The 21,667-nt window shown below is 68.9% G+C and carries 24 protein-coding genes; 17 read left to right on the top strand and 7 right to left on the bottom strand.

The features are described 5' to 3' along the window. Positions 1-125: 125 nt before the first annotated feature. From ACFQ27_RS13895 to ACFQ27_RS13855, 9 genes are all read left to right on the top strand, one after another. Positions 126-962 (top strand): sterol desaturase family protein, encoded by an 837-nt coding sequence (locus tag ACFQ27_RS13895; RefSeq protein WP_377354004.1) that lies wholly within the window; start codon positions 126-128, stop codon positions 960-962. Further along, a complete protein-coding gene (locus ACFQ27_RS13890) occupies positions 959-1,912 on the top strand; it encodes a glycosyltransferase family 2 protein (RefSeq protein ID WP_374343681.1) in 954 nt (317 codons plus the stop codon). The genes ACFQ27_RS13895 and ACFQ27_RS13890 overlap by 4 nt, the downstream gene beginning before the upstream one ends. Continuing rightward, positions 1,912-2,334, top strand: a complete 423-nt coding sequence (locus ACFQ27_RS13885) for a GtrA family protein (protein ID WP_377354003.1) — start codon at positions 1,912-1,914, stop codon at positions 2,332-2,334. The genes ACFQ27_RS13890 and ACFQ27_RS13885 overlap by 1 nt, the downstream gene beginning before the upstream one ends. A 31-nt stretch (positions 2,335-2,365) precedes the next feature. Continuing rightward, entirely contained in the window at positions 2,366-3,574 is a 1,209-nt protein-coding gene (locus tag ACFQ27_RS13880; protein WP_374343677.1) for a threonine ammonia-lyase, read from the top strand. Positions 3,575-3,601: 27 nt separating this feature from the next. After that, positions 3,602-4,120 carry an FKBP-type peptidyl-prolyl cis-trans isomerase gene (locus ACFQ27_RS13875; RefSeq protein WP_374343675.1) on the top strand — a complete coding sequence of 173 codons (519 nt, stop codon included), beginning with the start codon at positions 3,602-3,604 and terminating at the stop codon, positions 4,118-4,120. A 4-nt stretch (positions 4,121-4,124) separates the two neighbouring features. Next, positions 4,125-4,721, top strand: coding sequence for a methylated-DNA--[protein]-cysteine S-methyltransferase (locus tag ACFQ27_RS13870; RefSeq protein WP_374343673.1), 597 nt, complete (start codon positions 4,125-4,127; stop codon positions 4,719-4,721). Positions 4,722-5,096: 375 nt separating this feature from the next. After that, positions 5,097-5,924: a flagellin gene (locus tag ACFQ27_RS13865; RefSeq protein ID WP_374343671.1), complete on the top strand. Its 828-nt coding sequence runs from the start codon at positions 5,097-5,099 to the stop codon at positions 5,922-5,924. A 171-nt stretch (positions 5,925-6,095) separates the two neighbouring features. Then, the gene (locus ACFQ27_RS13860; protein WP_377354002.1) at positions 6,096-7,328 is read left to right on the top strand and encodes an FAD-dependent oxidoreductase; all 1,233 of its coding nucleotides are present in this window, start codon (positions 6,096-6,098) and stop codon (positions 7,326-7,328) included. A 16-nt stretch (positions 7,329-7,344) separates the two neighbouring features. Further along, positions 7,345-7,707: a YybH family protein gene (locus ACFQ27_RS13855; RefSeq protein WP_377354001.1), complete on the top strand. Its 363-nt coding sequence runs from the start codon at positions 7,345-7,347 to the stop codon at positions 7,705-7,707. Positions 7,708-7,713: 6 nt separating this feature from the next. Here ACFQ27_RS13855 and purU read toward each other — a convergent pair whose 3' ends face one another. After that, positions 7,714-8,550, bottom strand: coding sequence for a formyltetrahydrofolate deformylase (purU, locus tag ACFQ27_RS13850; RefSeq protein ID WP_374343664.1), 837 nt, complete (start codon positions 8,548-8,550; stop codon positions 7,714-7,716). 170 nt (positions 8,551-8,720) lie between these two features. Here purU and argE point away from each other — a divergent pair, with 170 nt between their 5' ends. Beyond that, on the top strand, positions 8,721-9,899 hold the full coding sequence (gene argE / locus ACFQ27_RS13845; protein WP_377353999.1) for an acetylornithine deacetylase: 1,179 nt from the start codon (positions 8,721-8,723) through the stop codon (positions 9,897-9,899). On the opposite strand, the gene ACFQ27_RS13840 is transcribed toward argE, so the two are convergent. Then, entirely contained in the window at positions 9,859-10,902 is a 1,044-nt protein-coding gene (locus ACFQ27_RS13840) for a glycosyltransferase family 2 protein (RefSeq protein ID WP_377353998.1), read from the bottom strand. The genes argE and ACFQ27_RS13840 overlap by 41 nt on opposite strands. A gap of 29 nt (positions 10,903-10,931) precedes the next feature. On the opposite strand from ACFQ27_RS13840, the gene rfbC reads away from it, so the two are divergent. The 6 genes from rfbC (at position 10,932) to ACFQ27_RS13810 (ending at position 16,473) form a co-directional block, all read left to right on the top strand. Further along, positions 10,932-11,489 (top strand): dTDP-4-dehydrorhamnose 3,5-epimerase, encoded by a 558-nt coding sequence (rfbC, locus tag ACFQ27_RS13835; protein ID WP_374343658.1) that lies wholly within the window; start codon positions 10,932-10,934, stop codon positions 11,487-11,489. A 2-nt stretch (positions 11,490-11,491) separates the two neighbouring features. After that, positions 11,492-12,337 (top strand): acyl-CoA thioesterase, encoded by an 846-nt coding sequence (locus ACFQ27_RS13830; protein ID WP_377353996.1) that lies wholly within the window; start codon positions 11,492-11,494, stop codon positions 12,335-12,337. A 214-nt stretch (positions 12,338-12,551) separates the two neighbouring features. Beyond that, entirely contained in the window at positions 12,552-14,018 is a 1,467-nt protein-coding gene (locus ACFQ27_RS13825; protein WP_374343654.1) for an MFS transporter, read from the top strand. A gap of 64 nt (positions 14,019-14,082) precedes the next feature. Continuing rightward, positions 14,083-14,988, top strand: coding sequence for a glutathione S-transferase family protein (locus ACFQ27_RS13820; RefSeq protein WP_377353995.1), 906 nt, complete (start codon positions 14,083-14,085; stop codon positions 14,986-14,988). 18 nt (positions 14,989-15,006) lie between these two features. Then, on the top strand, positions 15,007-15,825 hold the full coding sequence (locus ACFQ27_RS13815; RefSeq protein WP_377353994.1) for a crotonase/enoyl-CoA hydratase family protein: 819 nt from the start codon (positions 15,007-15,009) through the stop codon (positions 15,823-15,825). Positions 15,826-15,828: 3 nt separating this feature from the next. Continuing rightward, the gene (locus ACFQ27_RS13810) at positions 15,829-16,473 is read left to right on the top strand and encodes a glutathione S-transferase family protein (RefSeq protein WP_374343648.1); all 645 of its coding nucleotides are present in this window, start codon (positions 15,829-15,831) and stop codon (positions 16,471-16,473) included. A gap of 116 nt (positions 16,474-16,589) precedes the next feature. Here the strand turns inward: ACFQ27_RS13810 and queG are convergent, their stop codons facing one another. From queG to ACFQ27_RS13795, 3 genes are all read right to left on the bottom strand, one after another. Then, the gene (gene queG / locus ACFQ27_RS13805) at positions 16,590-17,699 is read right to left on the bottom strand and encodes a tRNA epoxyqueuosine(34) reductase QueG (RefSeq protein ID WP_377353993.1); all 1,110 of its coding nucleotides are present in this window, start codon (positions 17,697-17,699) and stop codon (positions 16,590-16,592) included. Further along, positions 17,680-18,354 (bottom strand): FtsZ-binding protein FzlA, encoded by a 675-nt coding sequence (gene fzlA, locus ACFQ27_RS13800; RefSeq protein WP_377353992.1) that lies wholly within the window; start codon positions 18,352-18,354, stop codon positions 17,680-17,682. Before fzlA ends, queG begins: the two co-directional genes overlap by 20 nt. A 110-nt stretch (positions 18,355-18,464) precedes the next feature. After that, entirely contained in the window at positions 18,465-19,337 is an 873-nt protein-coding gene (locus ACFQ27_RS13795) for an alpha/beta fold hydrolase (protein ID WP_377353991.1), read from the bottom strand. A gap of 187 nt (positions 19,338-19,524) precedes the next feature. Here ACFQ27_RS13795 and ACFQ27_RS13790 point away from each other — a divergent pair, with 187 nt between their 5' ends. Beyond that, positions 19,525-19,983 carry a hypothetical protein gene (locus tag ACFQ27_RS13790; protein WP_374343639.1) on the top strand — a complete coding sequence of 153 codons (459 nt, stop codon included), beginning with the start codon at positions 19,525-19,527 and terminating at the stop codon, positions 19,981-19,983. On the opposite strand, the gene ACFQ27_RS13785 is transcribed toward ACFQ27_RS13790, so the two are convergent. Together ACFQ27_RS13785 and ACFQ27_RS13780 are read right to left on the bottom strand one after the other, a co-directional pair. Continuing rightward, positions 19,980-20,912, bottom strand: a complete 933-nt coding sequence (locus tag ACFQ27_RS13785; RefSeq protein WP_374343637.1) for a cation diffusion facilitator family transporter — start codon at positions 20,910-20,912, stop codon at positions 19,980-19,982. The genes ACFQ27_RS13790 and ACFQ27_RS13785 overlap by 4 nt on opposite strands. Before the next feature lie 62 nt (positions 20,913-20,974). Then, positions 20,975-21,667: citrate synthase (locus tag ACFQ27_RS13780; protein ID WP_377353990.1), on the bottom strand; the 693-nt coding region annotated here is incomplete at its 5' end.

Below are 21,667 nucleotides of genomic sequence, written 5' to 3'. Positions count from 1 at the left end.
CCCATGGGTCGGGTCGGCAGGGTTGACGGGGCCTTAACGGACAGGCTTTCGCCGCCGATTAAGGATGGCGAAGGAAGATGCGGCTAGACCTTGGGTCTCTTTGAGATCCAGCCCTGGCGGCCCTGATGCAGCTTCCTCCCGGCCTCGCGGCCTATGTCCACCAGGCGGTCGAGATGAGCCTGCTGGCCGTGGGTTTCTTCCTGCTGGCCCTGCTGGTCAAGGGCGCCCGCGCCGTGGCCGACGGCCGCGCCGCCGCGGCGGAGACCAAGCGCAATCTGGTCCTCTATGTGATGGACAGCCTGACCGTGGGCCCCGCCCTGGCCATGGCTTCGAGCGCGGTCTACACGATCATGCATGCGCCCGGCGCGGTCTATGCCGGCGCTGTCGTCTGGGACAAGATCGGCCCGGTCGGGACCCTGTTCGCAGCGGTCTTTGTCTGCGACTTCCTAGGCTACTGGAACCACCGGCTGTTCCACACCTCGGTGCTGTGGCCCTCGCACGCCATCCACCACAGTGACACCAGGATGACCTGGTTCACCCTGGTGCGGATGCATCCCTTCGACCGGCTGGGGACGCTCATTGACCTGATCGGCATGATCCTGCTGGGCCTGCCCGACTGGGCGGTGGTGACGGCGGTGCTGGTGCGCCACTATTGGGGCCACCTGATCCACGCCGACCTGCCCTGGACCCTGGGCAAGCTGGACTGGATCTTCATCTCGCCGGCCATGCATCGCTGGCACCACGCTCGCGAATATCGCGGCTCGGGCGTGAACTTCGCCACGGTGTTCTCGGTGTTCGACCGGGCCTTCGGGACCTTCTATGCGCCGGGTGTGTGCGACCAGCCGACCGGGGTGCAGGAAGAGATCGCGCCTGGCCTGACCGGCGCCTACCTGCATCCGGTCCGCACCTGGGCCGCGCGGCTCAAGGACCGGGCCGTCCAGCCCGCTGTCACCGCCCCGTGACGCCGCGCTCCGCCCAAGGCCTGCTGCTGTCGCTCATTGTGCCGATGCACAATGAGGCCGAGGGGCTGGAGGTCTTCTTCGCCCGGATCGAGACGGCGCTCGCCGCCCTGCCGGTCCGGCTGGAGATCGTCTGTATCGACGACGGCAGCCAGGATGACACCTATGGGCGGCTCGCCGCCCGCGCGGCCAACGATCCGCGCCTGAAACTGATCCGCCTGTCGCGCAACTTCGGCAAGGAGGCGGCGATGACCGCCGGCCTCGACGCCGCCACAGGCGACCTGGTCGTGCCGCTCGACGCCGACCTGCAGGACCCGCCGGAGCTGATCGCCGAGTTCATCCGCCTGTGGGAGCAGGGCTATGACGTGGTCTATGGGGTGCGCACCGACCGGGCCAGCGACACGCCCCTGAAGCGCCTGACCTCGGCGGGCTTCTACCGCCTGTTCAACACGGTCTCGGACCATTCGATCCCGGCCAGCACGGGCGACTTCCGCTTGATGGACCGCCAGGTGGTGGACGCCCTGAACCGCCTGCCCGAGCGCAACCGGTTCATGAAGGGCCTGTTCTCCTGGGTGGGCTTCACCCAGGTCGGCGTGCCCTACGCCCGGCCGCCGCGCGCCGCGGGGACCACCTCCTGGGGCTATCTGAAGCTCTGGCGGTTCGCCATCGACGGCATGACCTCCTTCTCCACCGTGCCCTTGCGGGTGTGGAGCTGGATCGGCCTGGTCAGCGCCTTCCTGGCCATCCTGTTCGGCAGCGTGATCATCATCCGGGTGCTGCTGCTGGGCCGCGACGTCCCCGGCTACGCCTCGATCATGGTGACGATCCTGTTCGGCTTCGCCCTGCAGATGATCGCGCTGGGGGTGATGGGCGAGTACGTGGCCCGCATGTTCCAGGAAGTGAAGGGTCGGCCGATCTATGTGGTCCGCGACCGGGCCGGGTTCGAGGCCTGATGCGCCCGCCCGCCTGGGTCGCGCTCCTGTTGCGGCAGGCCGCCAGCTTCGGCCTGATCGGGGTGACGGCGACGGCCGTGCATGTGCTGGTCGCCCTGGCCGCCCGGCATTGGGCGAACCTGCCGCCGCTTACGGCCAGTTTCACCGGCTATCTGGCGGCGGTCAGCGTCTCCTATTTCGGCAACACCCTCCTGACCTTCGGCGCCGCGCCCTGGCGGCGGGACCAGATCGCCCGGTTCGTGGTGATGTCGCTTTGCGGTCTGGCGGTTGGGCAGGGGATCATCTGGCTGCTGGTCACCCGGCTGGGCCTGCCCTTCTGGGTCGGGCTCGCCGGCATGGTCGCGGTCGTGCCCGCCTCAAGCTTCGCCGCCGCCCGGCTCTGGGTGTTCCGGCCCATTGCCCCGCCCACCTCGCCTCGTTAGAGGTGGCGGCCCGTTCGGAAGACTTACTCCCATGACCCTTTCCCTCGACGATATCCGCGCAGCCGCAGACCGGCTGAAGGGACACGTGGAGCGCACGCCGCTGCGCCACAGCCGCACCCTGTCGGAGATCACCGGGGCCGAGGTCTGGGTGAAGTTCGAGAACCTGCAGTTCACCGCCGCCTACAAGGAGCGCGGGGCGCTCAACACCCTGCTGCAGCTGGGCGAGAACGTCCGCAAGCGCGGGGTGATCGCGGCGTCGGCCGGCAACCACAGCCAGGGCCTGGCCTATCACGCCGCCCGGCTGGGCATCCCGGTGACCATCGTCATGCCGCGCTCGACCCCCTTCGTGAAGGTCCAGCAGACCCGCGCCCATGGCGCCGAGGTGGTGCTGGAGGGCGACAATTATGACGAGGCCTCGGGCGTCGCCCAGCGGCTGTGCAATGACCGCGACCTGGCCTTTGTCCACCCGTTCAATGACCTTCAGGTGATGGCCGGCCAGGGCACGGTGGCCTTGGAGATGCTGGAGGACCAGCCGGACCTTGAGGTCCTGCCGATCCCCATCGGCGGCGGCGGGCTGATCGCCGGCTGCGCCACGGCGGCCAAGACCCTGAATCCCAATATCCGCGTGATCGGCGTCGAGCCGGCCATGTACCCGTCCTTCACCGCCAAGATGCGGGGCGTCAGCGGGGCGGCCAACGCGGGCGGGGCGACCATCGCCGAAGGCATCGCGGTCAAGCAGGTCGGCGACCTGTCCTACGCCATCGCCCGGCCGCTGGTGGATGAGGTGCTGCTGATCGAGGAGCCCTATTTCGAGCGGGCCGTCGCCCTCTACTGCAATGTGGAGAAGACGGTGGTCGAGGGCGCCGGCGCGGCCTCGCTGGCGGCGCTCCTGGCCTATCCCAATCCGTTCCGGGGCAAGAAGGTCGGTCTGATCGTCACCGGCGGGAATATCGACACCCGCCTGCTGGCGTCGGTCCTGACCCGTGAGCTGATCCGCGATCAGCGCCTGGTCTCCATCCGCATCATCGGCGACGACCGGCCGGGCCTGCTGGCCACGGTCTCGGCGATCATCGGCAATATGGGGGCCAATATCATCGAGGTGGCGCACAACCGCCTGGCCCTCGACGTGCCGGCCAAGGGCGCGGAGTTCGACATCACCATCGAGACCCGCGACGCCCAGCACACCCAGGACATCATGGACGCCCTGGGCAAGGCGGGATATCCGCCCAGAACCATCTGAGTCTGATCGTCGCCCAAGGACCCTGTCATGAAGCGCTTCGCCCTCGTTCTCGCCGCGGCCCTGTCGCTCGCCGCCTGCGGGCCGGACAAGCAGGCGATCGCCGACAACCTGACCGCCTCCAAGACCTTCCTGGCCGCCAACGCCAAGCAGAAGGGGGTCCAGACCCTGGCTGACGGCCTGCAGTATAAGGTGCTGAAGACTGGCGCGCCGGACGGCGTCCGCCCGCAGAAGATGGACGAGGTGAAGGTCCACTATGAGGGCCGGCTGCTGAGCGCCGACGGCAAGGTCGAGGGCGGCAAGGTCTTCGATTCCTCCTATGACCGCGGCGCGCCGGCCTCCATGCCCCTGGCCGCCCTGATCCCCGCCTGGCAGGAAGCCCTGACCCTGATGCGGCCGGGCGATGTGTGGATGCTCTATGTCCCGCCGGAGCTGGGCTATGGCGAGGAAGGCGCGGGCGGCGGCGAGATCCCGCCCAACAGCGTGTTGATCTTCAAGATCGAGCTCCTGGGCGTACTGCCCGGCCCTGGCCATTCGGCCAACGGGTGATCCCATGGCCCCGCAAGCCTTCGCCCTGTTCGACACGGCGATCGGCGTCTGCGGGGTGGTGTGGAACGAGATCGGCCTGACCGGGACCGCCTTGCCGGACCGGGGCGCCGAGGCCCTGCGAGACCGGCTGTCGCGACGCTGGCCGCAGGCGGTGGAGAGCCAGCCCTGGGGCGCGGGCGCCGAGGCGGTGACGGCGATCCAGGCGCTGATGGCCGACGGACGGACCGACCTGACCGGCCTGGCGCTCGATGAGACCGGCCTGACGGACTTCCTGAAACGTGTCTACGCCGCGGCGCGGGCCGTGCCGCCAGGCCAGACGCGGACCTATGGACAGATCGCGGCCGCAGCCGGCGCGCCGGGCGAGGCCCGCGCGGTTGGCCAGGCCATGGGCAAGAACCCCTGGCCCATCGTGGTTCCCTGTCACCGGGTGATGGGGGCGGACGGCAAGCTCACCGGCTTCTCGGCCCCCGGCGGGGTCGACACCAAGCTCAGGCTGCTCTCCATCGAGCAGGCCCGCCTGTCCGACGCGCCGGGCCTGTTCGACGACCTGGGCGGTCTGCCGCTCAGCGTCAGGCGGCCGGGGTCGTCCCCGCCGCGATGACCTTGGCCCCGCCGTAGCCGGTCCCGGGCCTCAGCTTCCCAACACCCGTCGAGACGACCCGAACGCCCCGCCGGCCCGGCGGTCGGCGCTGTGCGCCTGAACCCGGCCGGGCCGATCTCTTAAGGCGGATTCACCGATCTTAACGGCCCCCAGAGTCTAGGGGCGTGGGGCTGAATCTATTAGGGATGCTGAATCAAATCTAAACTTGAATGCTTGCTATCCGTTTACTGTATTAACGAAAATAAACGGCCGGATTCATGACTCTTTCGGATTCGATCAACGGTTCGATAATCAAGCCCGTGTACAAACGCTATTAGGCAAAAAGCCGGCGGTCCTCAAAAGGAGGATCGGAAACCTAAGAACAAGGACTATGTGATGCCGAATAGCGTCAACACCAATGTCGGGGCGATGGTGGCCCTGCAGAACCTCAACTCCACCAACTCGGAGCTGATGCAGGTCCAGAACCGCATCAACACCGGTAAGAAGGTGGCCTCGGCCAAGGACAACGGCGCTATCTGGGCTATCGCTCAGAACCAGCGTTCGACCTCCAACTCCCTGAACGCCGTCAAGGACTCGCTGCAACGCTCGCAGTCGACCGTGGACGTCGCCGTCGCCGGTGGCGAAAGCGTTTCCGACCTGCTGCTGCAGATGAAGGAAAAGGCGCTCGCCGCCTCGGACTCCTCGCTGGACAGCGCCTCGCGCACCGCTCTGAACGAAGACTTCAAGTCGCTTCGTGACCAGATCGGCAAGGCCGTGACCAACGCGACCTTCAACGGCATCAACATGATCAAGAGCGGTGGCGCGACCATCGCCGCCCTGGCTGATGCGGACGGCACCTCCAAGCTGACCGTCGCGGCCCAGGACCTCTCCCTGGGCGGCGGTAACGTCACCGTCGCGTCCACCGACTCGATCGGCACCCAGACGCTGGCCCAGAACATGATCACCACGGTCAGCACCTCGATCAGCAACGTCTCGACCGCTCTGTCCAAGCTGGGCACCGGCGCGAAGTCGCTGAACTCGCACCTGTCCTTCGTGGGCAAGCTGCAAGACTCGATCGACGCCGGTGTCGGCAACCTGGTCGACGCCGACCTGGCCAAGGAAAGCGCTCGCCTCACCTCGCTGCAGACCAAGCAGCAGCTGGGCGTGCAGGCGCTGTCCATCGCCAACAGCTCGTCCTCGAGCCTCCTCAGCCTGTTCCGCTAAAGCGTTCGAAAAACAAGAACGACAGCCTCTCCAGGCAAGACTTTCGCGGCCTCCCGACCTCGTGTCGGGGGGCCGTTTTGCTTTTGGCCTCTTTGGGATTTCATTCCGCCGGGGAATAGGCGCCAATCTCTTCTCGAACGGCGCGGGACGGCGCCGGCGAGGAGGCGCGCTATGGCGGATTACGATCTTATCGTGGTGGGCGGCGGCATCGGCGGCTCGACCCTGGCCGAGGTCATGGCCCGGGCGGGACGCTCGGTCCTGGTGCTGGAGCAGTCCGAGGTGTTCGAGGACCGGGTGCGCGGCGAGTGGATCGCGCCCTGGGGGGTCAAGGAAGTCCAGCGCTTGGGCCTCTACGAGCTGTTGATGGGCGCCGGCGGCCACCACATCGCCACCCACGTCACCTATGACGAGAGCCGGCCGGCCGAGGTGTCGGAGGCCGAGCCCCTGCCCCTGGGCTTCTTCGCCGAGGGCGTGCCGGGGCCGCTGTGCCTGGGCCATCCCAAGCATTGCCAGACCTTGCTCGACGCCGCCGCCCGCGCGGGCGCCCAGGTGCGCCGGGGCGTGCGGGTGACCGACGCCGGCGCTGGCGCCGCCCCATTCTGCGCCTGGAGCGACGCCGAGGGCGATCACCTCGCGACCTGCCGCCTGCTGGTCGGCGCCGATGGTCGCACGTCCTTTGTGCGGGAAAAGGCCGGCATCGTCCTGCATCAGGACCCGCCGCATCACATGTTCGCCGGCATGCTGGTGGACGGGGCGGGCGACTGGGACCCCAGCCGCCAGGCCATCGGGGTCGAGGGCCGGTTCGGCTTCCTGGCCTTCCCGCAGGGCGAGGGCCGCGTGCGGCTCTATGGCAGCTTCGGCCTGGATGAGCGGCGCCGGTTCTCCGGACCTGAAGGGCCGAAGGCGTTCCTCGAAGCCTTCCGGGTCGGCTGCGCCCCGGCAAACCGGGCGCTGGCCGACGCCACCCCGGCCGGACCGCTGATGGCCTATTTCAACAACGACGCCTGGACCGACGAGCCCTTCGTCGAGGGCGCGGTGCTGGTGGGGGACGCGGGCGGCTGGAACGATCCGATCCAGGGCCTGGGTCTGTCGGTCACCTATCGCGATGTACGCATCGTCAGCGACATCCTGAAGGCCTCGGACGACTGGTCGGCCAAGGCCTTCGCCCCCTTCGCCGAGGAACGGGCCGAGCGCATGCGCCGCCTGCGGGTCAGCGCCTATATCACCGCCGCCCTGGAAGCCGAGTTCGGCCCCGAAGCCGCCGAGCGCCGCCGCCGGCACAGCGAGGCCGCCAAGACCGATCCGACCCTGAAGCTGCATGGGATCGCGGTGATGGCCGGGCCGGAGATGGCGCCGCCGGAGATCTTCACGCCCGAGCATCGGGCCCGCGTTCTGAGTGTCTGAGGGGAGCCCGACGCCGATGGATATCGCCGACTACAACGCCCGCTGGTTGGCCGCCTGGACCGCCAAGGATGTGGACGCCCTGCTCGGCTTCTACGCGCCGGACTGCCGCTATGTGGACCAGCAGGTCCCGCACGGGATCACGGGGCACGAGGCCCTGCGCGGCTACCTGACCGGCCTGTTCGCCGCCACCCCGCCCATGGCCTACAATCCGGACGAGACCTGGCCGGTCCCGGGCGGCTTCTGCGGGCGCTGGTTCTGCGTGATCGGCGAGGACCCCAAGGCCGCCCCGGCCATGCGCGGCTTCGACCTGGTGATCCTCGACGGCGCCCGGATCGCGGTGAACGAGGTCTATGTCCACCCCCTGCCTGCGCAGGGGTGAGACGGCCTAGTCGGTAAAGACGACCGTCTTGGTGCGGTTCAGCAGCACCCGGTCGTCCAGCCACCAGCGCACGGCGCGGGCCAGCACCCGGCGTTCGATGTCGCGGCCCTTGCGGATCAGGTCCTTGGGCGTGTCGCGGTGGCTGATGCGCTCGACGTCCTGCTCGATGATCGGCCCCTCGTCGAGGTCGGCGGTGACATAATGGGCGGTGGCTCCGATCACCTTCACCCCGCGGGCGTGGGCCTGGTGATAGGGGCGCGCGCCCTTGAAGCCCGGCAGGAAGGAGTGGTGGATGTTGATGCACCGCTCCTCGAGCTTGGCGGCCAGGCCGTCGGACAGGACCTGCATGTAGCGTGCGAGCACCACCAGCTCCGCGCCGGTCTCCTGGATCAGGGCCCAGATCTGCGCCTCCTGCTCCAGCTTGGTGGCGCGGGTCACCGGCAGGTGGTGGAAGGGAACGCCGTCAAGGTCCAGGTGGGCGTAGGTCTCGCGCGGGTGGTTGGAGACGATGGCCACCAGGTCCATGGGCAGCTCGCCCCGGCGCCAGCGATAGATCAGGTCGGCCAGGCAGTGGTCCTGCTGCGAGGCCAGGATCATCACCTTGCGGCGGACCTTGGGGTCGCGGATCGCCCAGCGCATGGAAAAGCCCTTGGCCAGGGGCGCGAACGCCTCGCGCAGGTCCTCGGCGGCGCCGCCCTCGAACACCACGCGCATGAAGAAGACGCCGGTCTCCTGGTCGTCGAACTGCTGGGCGTCCAGGATGTTGCAACCGCGCTCGAACAGGAAGGTCGAGACGCGGGCGACGATGCCGGGCTGGTCGGGACAGGAGAGGGTCAGGATCATGATCCCTGCGCTAGGCCCAAGAACGGAGCGGAGGTCAAGCACACTCTCTCCGCCCGCGGATTCAGCTTGGGTCCCCCGGATCAGCCTGGCGGCTGACCGGAGGATGACGATTGGGGGAGCGGGCGGTCTGGCCCTTTGCCGGTTGCGGCGGGCGCGCCTAGGTTAGGGGCATGTCCACCGCCCAGAGCCTTGCGCCCCGCGCCCTCGACCTCCTGGAAACCCTGGTGGGGTTCGACACCACCTCGCGGCTGTCGAACCTGGCCCTGGTGGAATGGGTGGAGGCCTATCTGGACCGCCATGGGGTGCCGCACCGCCGCGTCCCCAACGTCGACGGGACCAAGTCGAACCTGCTGGCCACCGTTGGACCGGAGATCCCGGGCGGGGTGGTGCTGTCGGGCCATACCGATGTGGTGCCGGTGGACGGCCAGCCCTGGAGCTCGGACCCGTTCAAGGTCACCTTGAGGGACGGGCGGCTCTATGGTCGCGGGACCTGCGACATGAAGGGGTTCCTGGCCCTGGCCCTGGCCGCCATCCCGGACCTGGCGACGGCGGAGCTGAAGGCGCCGGTCCACCTGGCCTTCTCCTATGACGAGGAGGTGGGCTGCCTGGGCGCGCCCGACATGATCAAGGTGATCGCCAATGAGCTACCCAAGCCGGCCCTGGTGGTGGTGGGCGAGCCGACCAACATGGAGGCGGTGCGCGGCCACAAGGGTATCTCGACCTTCAAGGTCACCGTGACCGGCCACGAGGCCCATTCCAGCCAGACCCAGCTGGGCGCCTCGGCGGTGATGGCGGCGGTGAAGCTGATGGGCGAGCTCAACGCCCTGGCCGAGCGGCTGGAGCGCGAGGCCGATCCGGCCAGTCCCTTCACCCCCAAGCACGCCACCCTGACCATCGGCATGGTCCAGGGCGGCACGGCGGGCAATATCCTGGCGCGGGAATGCTGGTTCCTGTTCGACCTGCGCTGTCAGGCGGGCCAGGACCCCGACGCCATCCTGGCGGACTTCTACGCCAGCGCCCGGACGATGGACGCAGACTTGAAGGCGCGGTTCGCGGAGGCCGGCGTGGTGATCGAGCGGCGCTCCAACACCCCGGCCCTGGCGCCCGAGGATGACGGCCCCGCCGAGGTCTTCGCCCGCCGGCTGACCGGCGACAACGGCCCGGCCCGGGTGGTGGCCTTCGCCACCGAGGCGGGTCAGTTCCAGGGGGCGGGCTTCTCCACCGTCATCTGCGGCCCCGGCTCTATCGACCAGGCCCACCAGCCCGACGAGTTTGTCGAGGTCACCCAGATGGAGCGCGGCGCGGCCTTCATGGCGCGTCTGGTGGACTGGGCGCGATCGGGCGAATGACCGCCCGCCGCCCGGCGAGGTCCAGCGGGTTCCAGGTCATGGCCCGCGCGATGCGCCAGGTCGACACCTTACGGTCAGCCTGAACCTGGCGGCGGGATTTCAGGATCGGCCCCAGCCCCTTCAGCGCCGCGCCATAGGCCTTCAGGGTCAGGCCGATCTGGCGGCGGTTCTCCGGCTGGATGATCGAGATCACCGTCTGGGCCAGGACGTGCAGGGGCAGGACCAGGGGCAGCAGGGGCCAGGGGGTGTCCTTGACCAGCACCCAGAAGCGGTTGCGCACGCCATGGAACACCGCGAAGTCCGACCGGGGTCCGCCCGACGAGGCCGAGCCCACATGGCGCACCACGGCGGCCGGAACCAGGAGGGTCGACTCGCCGGCCAGCTGCAGCCGATAGCCCAGGTCGACGTCCTCGCAATAGCAGAAGAAGCGCTCGTCAAACCCGCCCTGGGCCAGGAACAGCGCTCGGTCGATCAGCATCGCCCCCCCACAGGCCGAGAACACCAGGCCTTCCGGGGTGTCGCCGGGATCGCGCCGACGGTAGCCGCCGCGATAGGGGATGCAGGGACCGCCCATCACATCGCCCAGGCCATCCAGAATGGTGGGATCCTCGTCCATCAGCTGGCGGCTGGCGAAGGCCTTGATCGTGGTGTGGCGCTCAGCGGCGTCCACAAGGCGCTCCAACCAGTCGGCTTGCGGGAAGGCGTCGGGGTTCAACAGGGCCAGCCAGCGGCCCCGCCCGGCGCGGGCGGCCTGATTCATCGCCGCGGCGAATCCCAGGTTGTCGGCGTTCTCGATCAGCCGGGCGAAGGGCCAGGCGGAGGCGACAGGCTGGGCCTCACGCTCCGGCGAGGCGTTGTCCACCAGCACCAGTTCAAAGTCGGAAAAGCTCTGCTGGGCAAGGCGTTCGACGCAGGCGGCCAGGGTGGCGCCGCTGCGATAGGCCACCACGGCGACGGTGACGGCCGGCGCTGCGGTCTTGTCTTCGGCCTTGGCCTCGTTCATGGCGAACACGTCTCACGCTCAGGAAGACCATGACGACCCTCACGCCGCTCGACCTGCCCGACGTCCTGCTTATCACGCCCAAGCGCCATGGCGATGCGCGGGGCTGGTTTTCCGAAACCTGGAGCCGCCGCGCCTTCGAGGCCGCGGGGCTCAACCTGGATTTCGTGCAGGACAACCAGGCCTTCAACGCCAAGGCCGGCACGGTGCGCGGGCTGCACTTCCAGACCGCGCCGCACCCCCAGGCCAAGCTGATGCGGGTGCTGTCCGGGGCGATCTTCGACGTGGCGGTGGATGTGCGCCCCGGCTCGCCGACCTTCGGCAAGTGGGTGGGCGCGAAGCTGACGGCGGAAGGCGGCGAGCAGCTGCTGATCCCGCGCGGCTTCGCCCATGGCTATTGCACCCTCGAGGACAACACCATGCTGGCCTACAAGGTCGATGGCCTCTATGCGCCGCAATGCGAGGGCGGGGTGGCCTGGAACGATCCGGACCTGGCCATCGACTGGGGCATGGACCTGACCGGCGCGATCACCTCGGACAAGGACAAGCTCTTGCCGCGCCTGGCCGACATGCCGCGGGCGGAGTTCTGACCATGGCCTTCCGCATGCCGGCCGAGGACGAGTTGGTCCGTATCCTGGAGCTCGAGCAGATCGAGCTCGACATGTACCGGGGCCACACCCTCGATAAGGATCGCGGCCGGATCTATGGCGGCCAGGTGGTGGCCCAGGCCCTGTCGGCGGCCTATCGCACGGTCGAGGGCAGCGTCTGCCACTCCCTGCATTCCTATTTCATCCGGCCGGGCGATCCGAAGATCCCGATCCTGTTCAAGGTCGAGCGGGTGCGGGACGGCGGGTCCTTCGCCGTGCGGCGGGTGATCGCCATCCAGCACGGCAAGCAGATCTTCAACCTGGCCGCCTCGTTCCAGACCCCGGAAGAGGGCTTCGAGCACCAGTCGGACATGCCGGCCGCCCCGGACCCCGACAGCCTGAAGAACGAGGAAGACCTGTGGGTGGCGGCGGGCCGCGATCCGGCCGAACGCCGGGTCTGGCCGGTGGAGGTGCGCCCCTGCGATCCCCAGCCCCACGACACGCCCAAGGTGCTGCCGCCGCTGGACATGTGCTGGTTCCGGGCCCGCGCGCCCCTCGGCGACGACGTGGTGCTGAACCAATGCGCCCTGGCCTATGGCACCGACATGACCCTGCTGGACTGCTCGCTTCGGCCGCACGCAGTGGTCTGGAGCGACGGGCGGCTGCAGGTCGCCAGCCTTGATCACAGCCTGTGGTTCCACAAGGCCACCGACTTCCATCAGTGGCACCTCTATGTGCAGGACAGCCCCTCGGCTTCTGGCGGACGCGGCTTCAATCGCGGGGCCATCTATACCCGTGACGGCGTGCTGGTGGCCTCGGCGGCGCAGGAAGCCCTGATCCGCTACCGCTAAATCTGAACCTAGACCCTTTCCCGATTGGGCGAGCCCAATCGGGATAAAAAGGGTCGTCATCACTCTGTTGAGAACCCTTCTTGTCCGGTCAGGACGAATAGTCCTGAGCGGGAAGGGTTCTTGCGTCATCTTAACTTGCGCGTACGCCCGCGCTGGCTTTCAACTCCACTTAGAGAACAGATGCGGGCGCCGGCTCGCCGGGGGAGTTGGACGCGTGAGTGAGGCCGTGTCGGCGCAGAGCCGGCTGAAGTTTTCGACCATTCTGGCGTTCTCGCTGGCCAACCTGCCGCTGGGCGCGCTGGCCGTGGCGGTCTCGGTCTATCTGCCGCCCTTCTTCGCCAGCCACCTGGGGGTCAGCCTCGCCGCCGTGGGCGGCGCCTGGGCGGTGGTGCGGCTGCTGGACATCGGGGTGGACCCGGCGCTCGGCCTGGTCATGGACCGCACCCGCACCCGCTTCGGCCGCTACCGGCCCTGGATGGCGATCGGCGCGCCGATCCTGATGATCTCAGTCTGGGCCCTGTTTGAGGCCAAGGGCCAGGTCAGCGAGCTGTACCTGATCGGCTGGCTGCTGATCTATTACCTGGGCAATTCCATCCTGGCGCTGGGCCACTCTGCCTGGGGCGCGACCCTGTCTACCGAGTACCACGAACGCAGCCGGGTGTTCGGCGTGGTGGCCATGCTGGGGGTGACGGGCGCGGTGGTGGTGCTGCTGTTCCCGATCCTGGCCGACAAGTTCGGGCGCAGCGAAGCTCAGGCCGTGCGCGACATGGGCTGGTTCATCTTCTGGCTGACGCCGGTGACGGCGTTGATCGCCCTCAGCCGCACCCCGGAACACGTCAATCCCGACCATGACGGGGTGGAGTTCAAGGCCCGGGACTATCTGTCCCTGCTGGTGAAGCCCGACTTGCTGCGGCTGTTCCTGGCCCAGATGTGCCTGACGCTCGGCCCCGGCTGGATGAGCGCGCTCTACGTCTTCTTCTTCACTGACAGCCGTGGCTTCACCCCCGGCGTCGCCTCGGTGCTGCTGCTGGTCTATGTGATCGCCGGGGTGGCGGGGGCGCCGCTTACCGCCCGCATCGCCCAGAGGTTCGGCAAGCACCGGACCCTGATGGTCACCACCACGGCCTATTCGCTGGGCCTGTGCCTGTTGATGGCCGCGCCCAAGGGCAGCGTGCCGGCGGTCCTGCCGCTGATGTTCTGGTGCGGCTTCATGGCCGCGGGCTTCGATCTGATGATCCGCGCCATGCTGGCCGATGTGGCCGACGAGGTGCGGCTGGAGCAGGGCAAGGAGCAGCTGTCGCTGATCTATGCGCTGAACACCCTGGCGGCCAAGATCGCCTCGGCCTTCTCCATCGGCCTGACCTTCCCGCTGCTCGGCTATCTCGGCTACATCGCCAAGGAAGGCGCGCACAATACGCCGGAGGCCATCCGCTCCCTGGAGCTGGCCTACATCCTGGGGCCGATCTTCTTCGTCATGCTGGGCGGGGTCTGCGTCATGGGCTGGAAGCTGGACGCCGCGCGCCACGCCGAGATCCGAAAAGCCCTGGACGCCCGTGACGGCCGGGTGCGGGCGGCTTACGAGGAAGCGCCCATCCTGGATACGCTGGGCGAGCCTTCGCCTGTGGCCTTCGTGTCCCAGCCGCCTGCAAAACCTGCGCAGTCTGACGCGGGGTCACAGTAGGCTCGCCGCGAAATCCGTGACAGCTTGCGCCGCCGGCCTGGAAGAGCCGGTCGGGAGGACGACCGTGAGCGACTTCATTCTGCACCACTATGACCCCTCGCCCTTTTCCGAGAAGGTGCGGGTGATGTTTGGTCTGAAGGGCCTGGCCTGGCGCTCGGTGCAGACGCCGAACATGATGCCCAAGCCGGACCTGACGCCCCTGACCGGCGGCTACCGCAAGGCGCCGGTGATGCAGATCGGGGCCGACATCTATTGCGACAGCCAGGTGATCCTGGCCGAGATCGAGGCCCGTGCACCCACGCCGGCGACGGTCTCGGGGCCCGCCTGGGGCGCCAACATCTGGGCCGACCGGCTGTTCTTCGGCGCCACCGTGCCGGTGATCTTCGGCGAGATGGGCCACCTGACGCCCAAGGACTTCATCGCCGACCGCGAGAAGCTTTCCGGCCGGCCGTTCGATGTCGACGGCATGGCCAAGGCCGCGCCGATCATGAAGGTCCAGTGGCGCTCCATGGCCGCCTGGATCGACCAGGGCCTGGCGGGCCAGCCCTTCCTGGCCGGGGAGGCGCCCGGCCTGTCGGACGTCTCGGCCTATATGAACATCTGGTGGCTGGGCGGCGCCCTGCCCAAGACCTACGCCGAGCTCACCGCCGGCCTGGAGCGCCTGGGCGGCTGGCGTGAGCGCATGCGGGCCCTGGGTCACGGGACCCGGACCGAGATGACCGGGCCTGAGGCCCTGGCCGTCGCCAAGGCCGCCGAGCCCGCGACCGCGCCCGCCCACGATCCCGCCGATCCCTTGACGGTCGGCCAGGCGGTGGTGGTCATGGCCGACGACTACGGCAAGGATCCCATCACCGGGACGGTGGTGGCCGCGCGCCCCGACCGCCTGATCATTTCCCGCGACACGCCCGATCTCGGGCGGCTGAACCTGCATTTCCCGCGCGTCGGCTTCATCGCCGTCCCGCAGGCCTAGACATTCAAGGAGACCCTCATGGAAGAGCGCATCAAGGTTGAGATCACCAACGGCGTGGCCGACGTCCGTCTGGTCCGCAGCGACAAGATGAACGCCCTGGATCCGGCGATGTTCGCCGCCCTGGTGGAGACCGGCGAGAAGCTGAAGACCACCGCGGGCCTGCGCGCCATCGTCCTGTCCGGCGAAGGCCGCGCCTTCTGCGCTGGCCTGGACATGAGCAACTTCGGAAAGATGGCCTCGGGCGAGCGCAAGGCGGGCGAAAGCTCGGCCGGCGGCTCCCTGGTGACCCCGAACCGCACGGCGGGCGGCTCCAACCACGCCCAGCACGCGGTGATGGTGTGGCGCGAACAGCCGGTGCCGGTGATCGGCGCCATCCACGGCGTGGCCTTCGGCGGCGGCTTCCAGCTGGCCATCGCCCCGGACATCCGCATCGTGGCCCCTGACACCAAGATGGCGGTCATGGAGATCAAGTGGGGCCTGGTGCCCGACATGGCCGGCATGGTGCTGATGAAGGGCATGATCCGCGACGATATCGCCCGCGAGCTGACCTATACCGGCCGCATCTTCGACGGCGAGGAAGCCGGCCGCGTCGGCGTGGCGACCAAGGTCACGGCCGATCCGCTGGCCGAGGCCCTGAAGCTGGCCAACGAGATCGCCGGCAAGAGCCCGACCGCCATCCGTGCCGCCAAGCGCCTGTTCGAGCTGCAGGCCCACGCCACGCAGCACGCCCTGTTGGAGGCCGAGAGCGTCGAGCAGACGGCGCTGATCTCCTCGCCCAACCAGGTCGAGGCGGTGATGTCCAACATGCAGAAGCGCGCGGCGGTCTACGCCGACTAGCCCATGCTGACCCTCTGGCATTGCGCCGACGCCCGCTCCTTCCGCGCCCTGTGGGCGCTGGAGGAGCTGGGCCTTCCCTATGAGCTGAAGCTGCTGCCGTTCCCGCCCAGGGTCCGGCAGCCCGAGTATCTGGCCGAGAACCCGCTGGGGACCATTCCGCTCCTGGTGGATGGGACCACGCGGATGACTGAGTCCGCGGCCATCGTGCAGTACCTGGCGACCCGCGAGGGGCCGAGCGTGCTGTCGGTGGAGCCGGGCGATCCGGCCTATGGCGCCTGGCTGAACGGCCTGCACTTCGGCGAGGCGACGCTCACCTTCCCCCAGACCCTGGTGCTTCGCTACACCCGGCTGGAGCCCAAGGAGCGGCGCAACCCGCAGGTGGCCGAGGACTATGGCCGCTGGTTCGCCTCGCGCCTGAAGATCCTCAATGAGATCGTCCCCGAAGGCGGCTGGTACTGCGCCGGCCGGTTCACGGGCGCGGATATCTCGGTGGGCTACGCCCTGCTGTTGGCGGAGACGCTGGGCCTGTCGGAGCGGTTCGGCCCGCACATCGCCGCCTACTGGGACCGGCTGCAGGCCCGCGCAGGCTTCCAGGCCGCCAAGCGCGCCCAGGCCTCCGAAGGGACGCCGGGGTGGCAGAGCGCGTGACGGGGCTGCAGTGTCATCCCGGTTTCGGCGTAGCCGAAGACCGGAACCCATAGACTGCCTGCAGACCCCGCGCGTATGGGTCCCGGACAAGCGCTGCGCGCTTTCCGGTATGACATCTAGGGGGTGTTCCACTCTGCGAGAACGGCGGGGTCTTCCTCGTCCGTCGCTGCTCTCAACGCCCCAAAAGCCTCCCCATCCAGCAACCGCGACAGGGCCCAGACGGCGGCGCCGCGGACTATTGGGTTGGGGTCGGTGAGGTGCGGTTTGGCCGCTTCGGCGAGGCTCGGGTCCCCCGAATTGCCGATGGCGTAGAGGACGTTGCGCGCGAACCGGTCGCGGCCGATGCGCTTGACCGGGCTCTTGGTGAAGAGGGCGCGGAAGGCGGCGTCGTCCAGATTGGCCAACTCGGCGAGGCTCGGCGAGACCAGGGCGTCGCGGGCCTGTAGCCGCTGTTCGCGGGCGGTCTGGGCGAACTTGTTCCAGGGACAGACCGCCAGGCAGTCGTCGCACCCATAGATGCGGTTGCCCAGGTGGGGCCGGAGCTCCGCCGGGATCGGCCCCTTCAGCTCGATGGTCAGGTAGGAAATGCAGCGCCGCGCATCGAGCTGGTAGGGCGCGGGGAAGGCGCTTGTCGGGCAGATGTCCAGGCAGGCCCGGCATTGGCCGCAGTGGTCCTGGCCCGGCTCGTCGGGGGGCAGGACAAGTTCGGTCAGAATGGCGCCCAGGAACAGCCAGGAGCCAAACTCGCGGCTGACCAGGTTGGTGTGCTTGCCCTGCCAGCCGAGGCCGGCGCGCTGGGCCAGCGGCTTTTCCATCAGGGGGGCGGTGTCGACCAAGACCTTCAGCTCACCGCCCAGCCGGCCGGCGATGAAGGAGCCCAGCTGTTTCAGCCGGCCCTTGATCAGGTCGTGGTAGTCGTCGCCCTGGGCGTAGGCCGAGATGGCGGCGCGGGTGGGGTTCTTCAGGGCTTCGAGCGGATCGCGCTCGGGGCCGTAGTTGACGCCTAAGAGGATCGCCGAACGCGCGCCCGGCCACATGGCGCGGGGGTGGGACCGGCGTTCCAGGGTGTCCGCCATCCAGGCCATCTCGCCGTGGCGGCCGGTCTCGACGAACGCGGCCAGTCGGGCGCCCGCCGGCCAGGGGCTCTCCACCTCGGCGAAGCGGCAGGCGTCGAAGCCGAGTTCGGCGGCCCGGGCGCGGATCAGCTCAGAAGTCGAGGTCGTCATAGTGGGCCGCCGGCGCGAGGCCCGGCCAGCGGTCGGCCAGGATCGGGCGGAAGGCCGGGCGGGACTTCAGCTTCATGTACCAGGTCTTGACCCCCGGAAAGTCGTTCCAGGGCACGTCGCCGAAATAGTCGATCACCGACAGGTGGGCGGCGGCGGCGAAGTCGGCCAGCGACATGCGGCTGCCCGCCAGCCAGTCGCGCTGGCTGACCAGGCCCTCGATATAGATCATGTGGGCGCGCAGCGCCTCGCGGCCCTGGCGCAGGCTGGCCAGGTCCGGCGCGCCCAGGCCCAGCAGGCGCTTTTCCATCTTCTCGTGCAGCAGATAGCCGCCGACCTCGTAGTCGAACTTGCGGTCGAACCATTGCAGCAGGCGGCGCGCCTCGGCCCGTTCCGACGGCGCGCGGCCCAGGAGGGCGGGCTCGGGGAAGGTCTCTTCCAGATAGTCCAGGATCGCCCGGCTCTCGCACAGCACCAGGTCGCCGTCGCGCATGACCGGGGTCAGGCCGGACGCGTTCAGGTTAACCAGCTCGGCCGGACGCTCCCAGTAGCGGACGGGCTGTTCCGTGAAGGCCAGCCGCTTCTCGCCCAGGGCCAGGCGCACCTGGCGCGAGGCGGGGTCCAGCGGGAAGTGGAAAAGGATTCGAGTTTCGCTCATGAACACGGCAGTCACGGGGGGAGTTTGAGGAAACCCCAGACCCCTTAAGTTCGCGTTTACTTAGAGCAGAATCAGGGCGTTCAGGGGTGCGGCTTATCGCGCGCAGCCCCTCATTCCGCCAGAAACGCGTCCGCCTCGGCCAGGAACTGTTGAAGCTTGTCGTGGTGCACCCAGTGGCCGGCGCCCTCGAAATTGACCAGCCGCGCGTTCTTGAAGTTCTCGATGCGGCCGTCGGCGACCGGATCGGAGGCCCAGGACTCCAGGCCGCGCATCAGCAGGACGGGGGCGGTGATCTGTCGCCACAGATGGTGCTGGTCGGTGTGCGACAGGCCGCCGATGCCGCCGCCGAAGCGGACGTAGGGGTCGAACTTCCAGGACCAGGTGCCGTCCTCGTTCTGGTGCGCGCCATAGACGGTGAGGTGACGGGCCTGTTCGGGGGACAGGTGGGGGTTCTCTTCGGCCATGCGGGCGGTGGCGTCGTCCAGGGTCGCATAGCGGCGCGGGCTGCGGCCCGAGTTCTCCCGGCGCTCCTTCACCCAATCGCGGATGCGGCCTTCGACGGGCCGCGCGGCGATTTCGGCCAGCATCTTGGGCGAGGGGCCCAGGCCCTCGATGGCGATGATCTTGGCCACCGTCTCGGGGAAGGCGCCGCAATAGTTCAGGGCGATCCCGGCTCCCAGGGAGTGGGAGATGATGGTGACGGGGCTGAGCTTCTTCTGATGGATGATCTGGGCCAGGTCATAGAGATAGGCCGCCGTGTCATAGCCGCCGCCCATGGCCCAGCCGGAATCGCCGTGGCCGCGCAGGTCCGGGGCGATGACGTGATAGCGGTCGCGATAGTGAGCGGCGACCCAGTCCCAGTTGCGGCAGTGGTCGCGGCCGCCGTGAACCAGCAGCAGGGGCGGCGCGCCCTCATTGCCCCAGTCGACATAGTGCAGGCGCAGGCGCTGCGAGAAATAGAAGTGCGAGGTGGGGCCTTCCATGGCGGATCTCCTGCGGCGGCGTCGCAGGCGGGCTTAGCACCGTTGCGCGGGCGGGCTCCAGGGGCGCCTCGCCCTCAGGCGCGGATCCGGGAAACCGCGGGTCGGCGCCGGGATTCTGAGGTGGATCAATGCCAGCTGGGCTATGGCGGGGCAGCACCCTGCGCGAAGGCCTGATTTGGAGTCCCCCATGAACCCCGCCCAACTCAACCGCCTGCTGCGGAAAATCCACCTCTATGTCAGCGTCTTCTTCGCGCCGCTGCTGCTGTTCTACGGCCTGACCGGGGCGATCCAGGTGCTGCACCTGCATGAGGCGCGGGGCGGGACCTACACGCCGCCCGCGGTCGTCGAGAAGCTGGCCCAGGTGCACATCCACCAGCGCTACGCCGAAAAGCCCAAGCGCCCCGCGCCCGCCGCCAGCGCCCAGAAGGCCCCGGAAAAGCCCAAGGCGGCCGAGCCGGAGCGTAAGGAGCCGCCGGCCATGGGCGTCCTGAAGGCGATCCTGTTCCTCTCCGGCCTCGGCCTGGCCGGATCGTCCATCGCCGGGGTGTGGATCAGCCTGTTGATCCCGCGCGGCCGCAAGCTCGCCCTTGGCCTGCTGGCCGCGGGCAGCGTCCTGCCGGTGCTGCTGGTGGTTCTCGTCAGCTAGCCGTGCGCTTCGGCGAAGGCGCCGCCGTGGGGCTCGGCGCGGCCCCGCGGGTCCGGGTGCATCAGGATGTCGGCCGACGGGAAGTGGGCCAGGACCCGCTTCTCGGCCTCGACCATCACCGCATGCGCGGCCTCGAGGGTCAGGGACGGGTCGAGGTCGACGTGCATCTGGATGTGGACGTAGGGCCCTGAGGCGCGCGTGCGCAGCTGGTGGACGTCGGTCAGGCGCGGATCTTCGGTCAGGAGCTCGATGATCCGCTCGCGGTCCGCTTCCGGCAGCTCGCGATCCATCAGCTGGTTGGCGGCCTCGCGGAACACGCTGATCGCGCCCCACAGCAAGAGGGCGGTGACCGCCAGGGCGGCGATGGCGTCGAGGCCGTTGACGCCCAGCAGGGCCGAGGCGCCGATGCCCACGAGGGCGATCATGTTTGAGGCCAGGTCGGTGGCGTAGTGGGCCCGGTCGCCGGAGACGGCCACGGAGCTGGTCTTCTTCAGCACCTGGGTCTGGGCGCTGATCAGGCCGAAGGTCATGACGGTCGAGATCACCATAACCCCGATGGCCCATCCGCCCTGGCTGAGCGCATGGGGTTCATAGAGGTGGCGGATGGCCTCCTGGCCGATCAGGGCGGCGGAGGCGAAGACCAGGCCGGCCTGGACCAGGCTGGCGAAGGCCTCGGCCTTGCCGTGGCCGAACCGGTGCTCGGCGTCCGGCGGCTCTGCGGCGTAGCGGACCGCGAAGAAGGTCACCAGCGAGGCTACGAGGTCGAGGCCTGAGTCCGCCGCCGAGGCCAAGAGGGCCACTGAGCCCGAGGCGATCCAGGCCACCACCTTCAGGACCACTAAGGTCCCGGCCGTGGCGACGGACATCAGGGTGATCCGCCGGGTGAGGGCGGCGGTCTCGTGCGGGGAAAGGCCAGCGGGCGCGTGCATGGCGACTAGATAGCCGCGCCCGCCGGGCCGATGTAGCGCGAACGACTCGCAAGCCTTGCGCTTTAAGCCGCAGCCTTGGGCGTCGGCCCCACATAGACCGAGGCCGGGCGGATCAGGCGGCCGCCGGCCAGCTGCTCGCGGGCGTGGGCCAGCCAGCCGGCGGTGCGGCCCATGGCGAAGACACAGGTGAAGGCGCTGGGGGGGAAGGCCAGAGCCTCCAGCAAGAGCGCGGTGTAGAACTCCACATTGGTGTCCAGGGGCCGGTCGGGCTTGTGGGCCTTGAGGATGTCCAGGGCCGCCTTCTCCACGGCTTCGGCGAATTCCAGCCGTCCGCGCTTGGCGGCGCCGGCCGCGCCCATACGCCGGATCGCGCCCTTCAGGGCGTCGGCGCGGGGGTCGCGCACCTTGTAGACCCTGTGGCCAAAGCCCATCAGCCGGTCGCCGCGGGCCAGGGCCGCCTCGATCCAGGCCCGGGCGTTTTCGGGCGCGCCGATCCCGTCCAGCATGTCGATGACCGGCCCCGGGGCGCCGCCATGCAGCGGGCCCTTGAGGGCGCTGATCCCGGCCAGCACCGCCGAGGTCAGGCCGGCCCGGGTCGAGGCCACCACGCGGGCGGCGAAGGTCGAGGCGTTGAGGCCATGGTCGCAGACCGTCATCAGATAGGCGTCCACCGCCTGGGCCTCGGCCGGCGCGGGGGCCGCGCCGCGCAGCATGCGCAGGATGTCGGCGACGTGGCCGAGGGCGGGGTCGGGGGC

This window comes from Phenylobacterium conjunctum (assembly GCF_042679085.1).
Classification (GTDB): domain Bacteria; phylum Pseudomonadota; class Alphaproteobacteria; order Caulobacterales; family Caulobacteraceae; genus Phenylobacterium; species Phenylobacterium conjunctum.
Note: the sequence above shows the minus strand (reverse complement) of the source record. Positions and strands in the feature narration are given on the sequence as shown.

What these genes read in the sequence shown, in the direction of transcription:
- ACFQ27_RS13895 (WP_377354004.1), top strand. Translation starts at nt 126, where the DNA reads ATGCAGCTTCCTCCCGGCCTCGCGGCCTATGTCCACCAGGCGGTCGAG.
- ACFQ27_RS13885 (WP_377354003.1), top strand. Translation starts at nt 1,912, where the DNA reads ATGCGCCCGCCCGCCTGGGTCGCGCTCCTGTTGCGGCAGGCCGCCAGC.
- ACFQ27_RS13880 (WP_374343677.1), top strand. Translation starts at nt 2,366, where the DNA reads ATGACCCTTTCCCTCGACGATATCCGCGCAGCCGCAGACCGGCTGAAG.
- ACFQ27_RS13875 (WP_374343675.1), top strand. Translation starts at nt 3,602, where the DNA reads ATGAAGCGCTTCGCCCTCGTTCTCGCCGCGGCCCTGTCGCTCGCCGCC.
- ACFQ27_RS13870 (WP_374343673.1), top strand. Translation starts at nt 4,125, where the DNA reads ATGGCCCCGCAAGCCTTCGCCCTGTTCGACACGGCGATCGGCGTCTGC.
- ACFQ27_RS13865 (WP_374343671.1), top strand. Translation starts at nt 5,097, where the DNA reads ATGCCGAATAGCGTCAACACCAATGTCGGGGCGATGGTGGCCCTGCAG.
- ACFQ27_RS13860 (WP_377354002.1), top strand. Translation starts at nt 6,096, where the DNA reads ATGGCGGATTACGATCTTATCGTGGTGGGCGGCGGCATCGGCGGCTCG.
- ACFQ27_RS13855 (WP_377354001.1), top strand. Translation starts at nt 7,345, where the DNA reads ATGGATATCGCCGACTACAACGCCCGCTGGTTGGCCGCCTGGACCGCC.
- purU (WP_374343664.1), bottom strand. Translation starts at nt 8,550, where the DNA reads ATGATCCTGACCCTCTCCTGTCCCGACCAGCCCGGCATCGTCGCCCGC.
- argE (WP_377353999.1), top strand. Translation starts at nt 8,721, where the DNA reads ATGTCCACCGCCCAGAGCCTTGCGCCCCGCGCCCTCGACCTCCTGGAA.
- ACFQ27_RS13840 (WP_377353998.1), bottom strand. Translation starts at nt 10,902, where the DNA reads ATGAACGAGGCCAAGGCCGAAGACAAGACCGCAGCGCCGGCCGTCACC.
- rfbC (WP_374343658.1), top strand. Translation starts at nt 10,932, where the DNA reads ATGACGACCCTCACGCCGCTCGACCTGCCCGACGTCCTGCTTATCACG.
- ACFQ27_RS13830 (WP_377353996.1), top strand. Translation starts at nt 11,492, where the DNA reads ATGGCCTTCCGCATGCCGGCCGAGGACGAGTTGGTCCGTATCCTGGAG.
- ACFQ27_RS13815 (WP_377353994.1), top strand. Translation starts at nt 15,007, where the DNA reads ATGGAAGAGCGCATCAAGGTTGAGATCACCAACGGCGTGGCCGACGTC.
- ACFQ27_RS13810 (WP_374343648.1), top strand. Translation starts at nt 15,829, where the DNA reads ATGCTGACCCTCTGGCATTGCGCCGACGCCCGCTCCTTCCGCGCCCTG.
- queG (WP_377353993.1), bottom strand. Translation starts at nt 17,699, where the DNA reads ATGACGACCTCGACTTCTGAGCTGATCCGCGCCCGGGCCGCCGAACTC.
- fzlA (WP_377353992.1), bottom strand. Translation starts at nt 18,354, where the DNA reads ATGAGCGAAACTCGAATCCTTTTCCACTTCCCGCTGGACCCCGCCTCG.
- ACFQ27_RS13795 (WP_377353991.1), bottom strand. Translation starts at nt 19,337, where the DNA reads ATGGAAGGCCCCACCTCGCACTTCTATTTCTCGCAGCGCCTGCGCCTG.
- ACFQ27_RS13790 (WP_374343639.1), top strand. Translation starts at nt 19,525, where the DNA reads ATGAACCCCGCCCAACTCAACCGCCTGCTGCGGAAAATCCACCTCTAT.
- ACFQ27_RS13785 (WP_374343637.1), bottom strand. Translation starts at nt 20,912, where the DNA reads ATGCACGCGCCCGCTGGCCTTTCCCCGCACGAGACCGCCGCCCTCACC.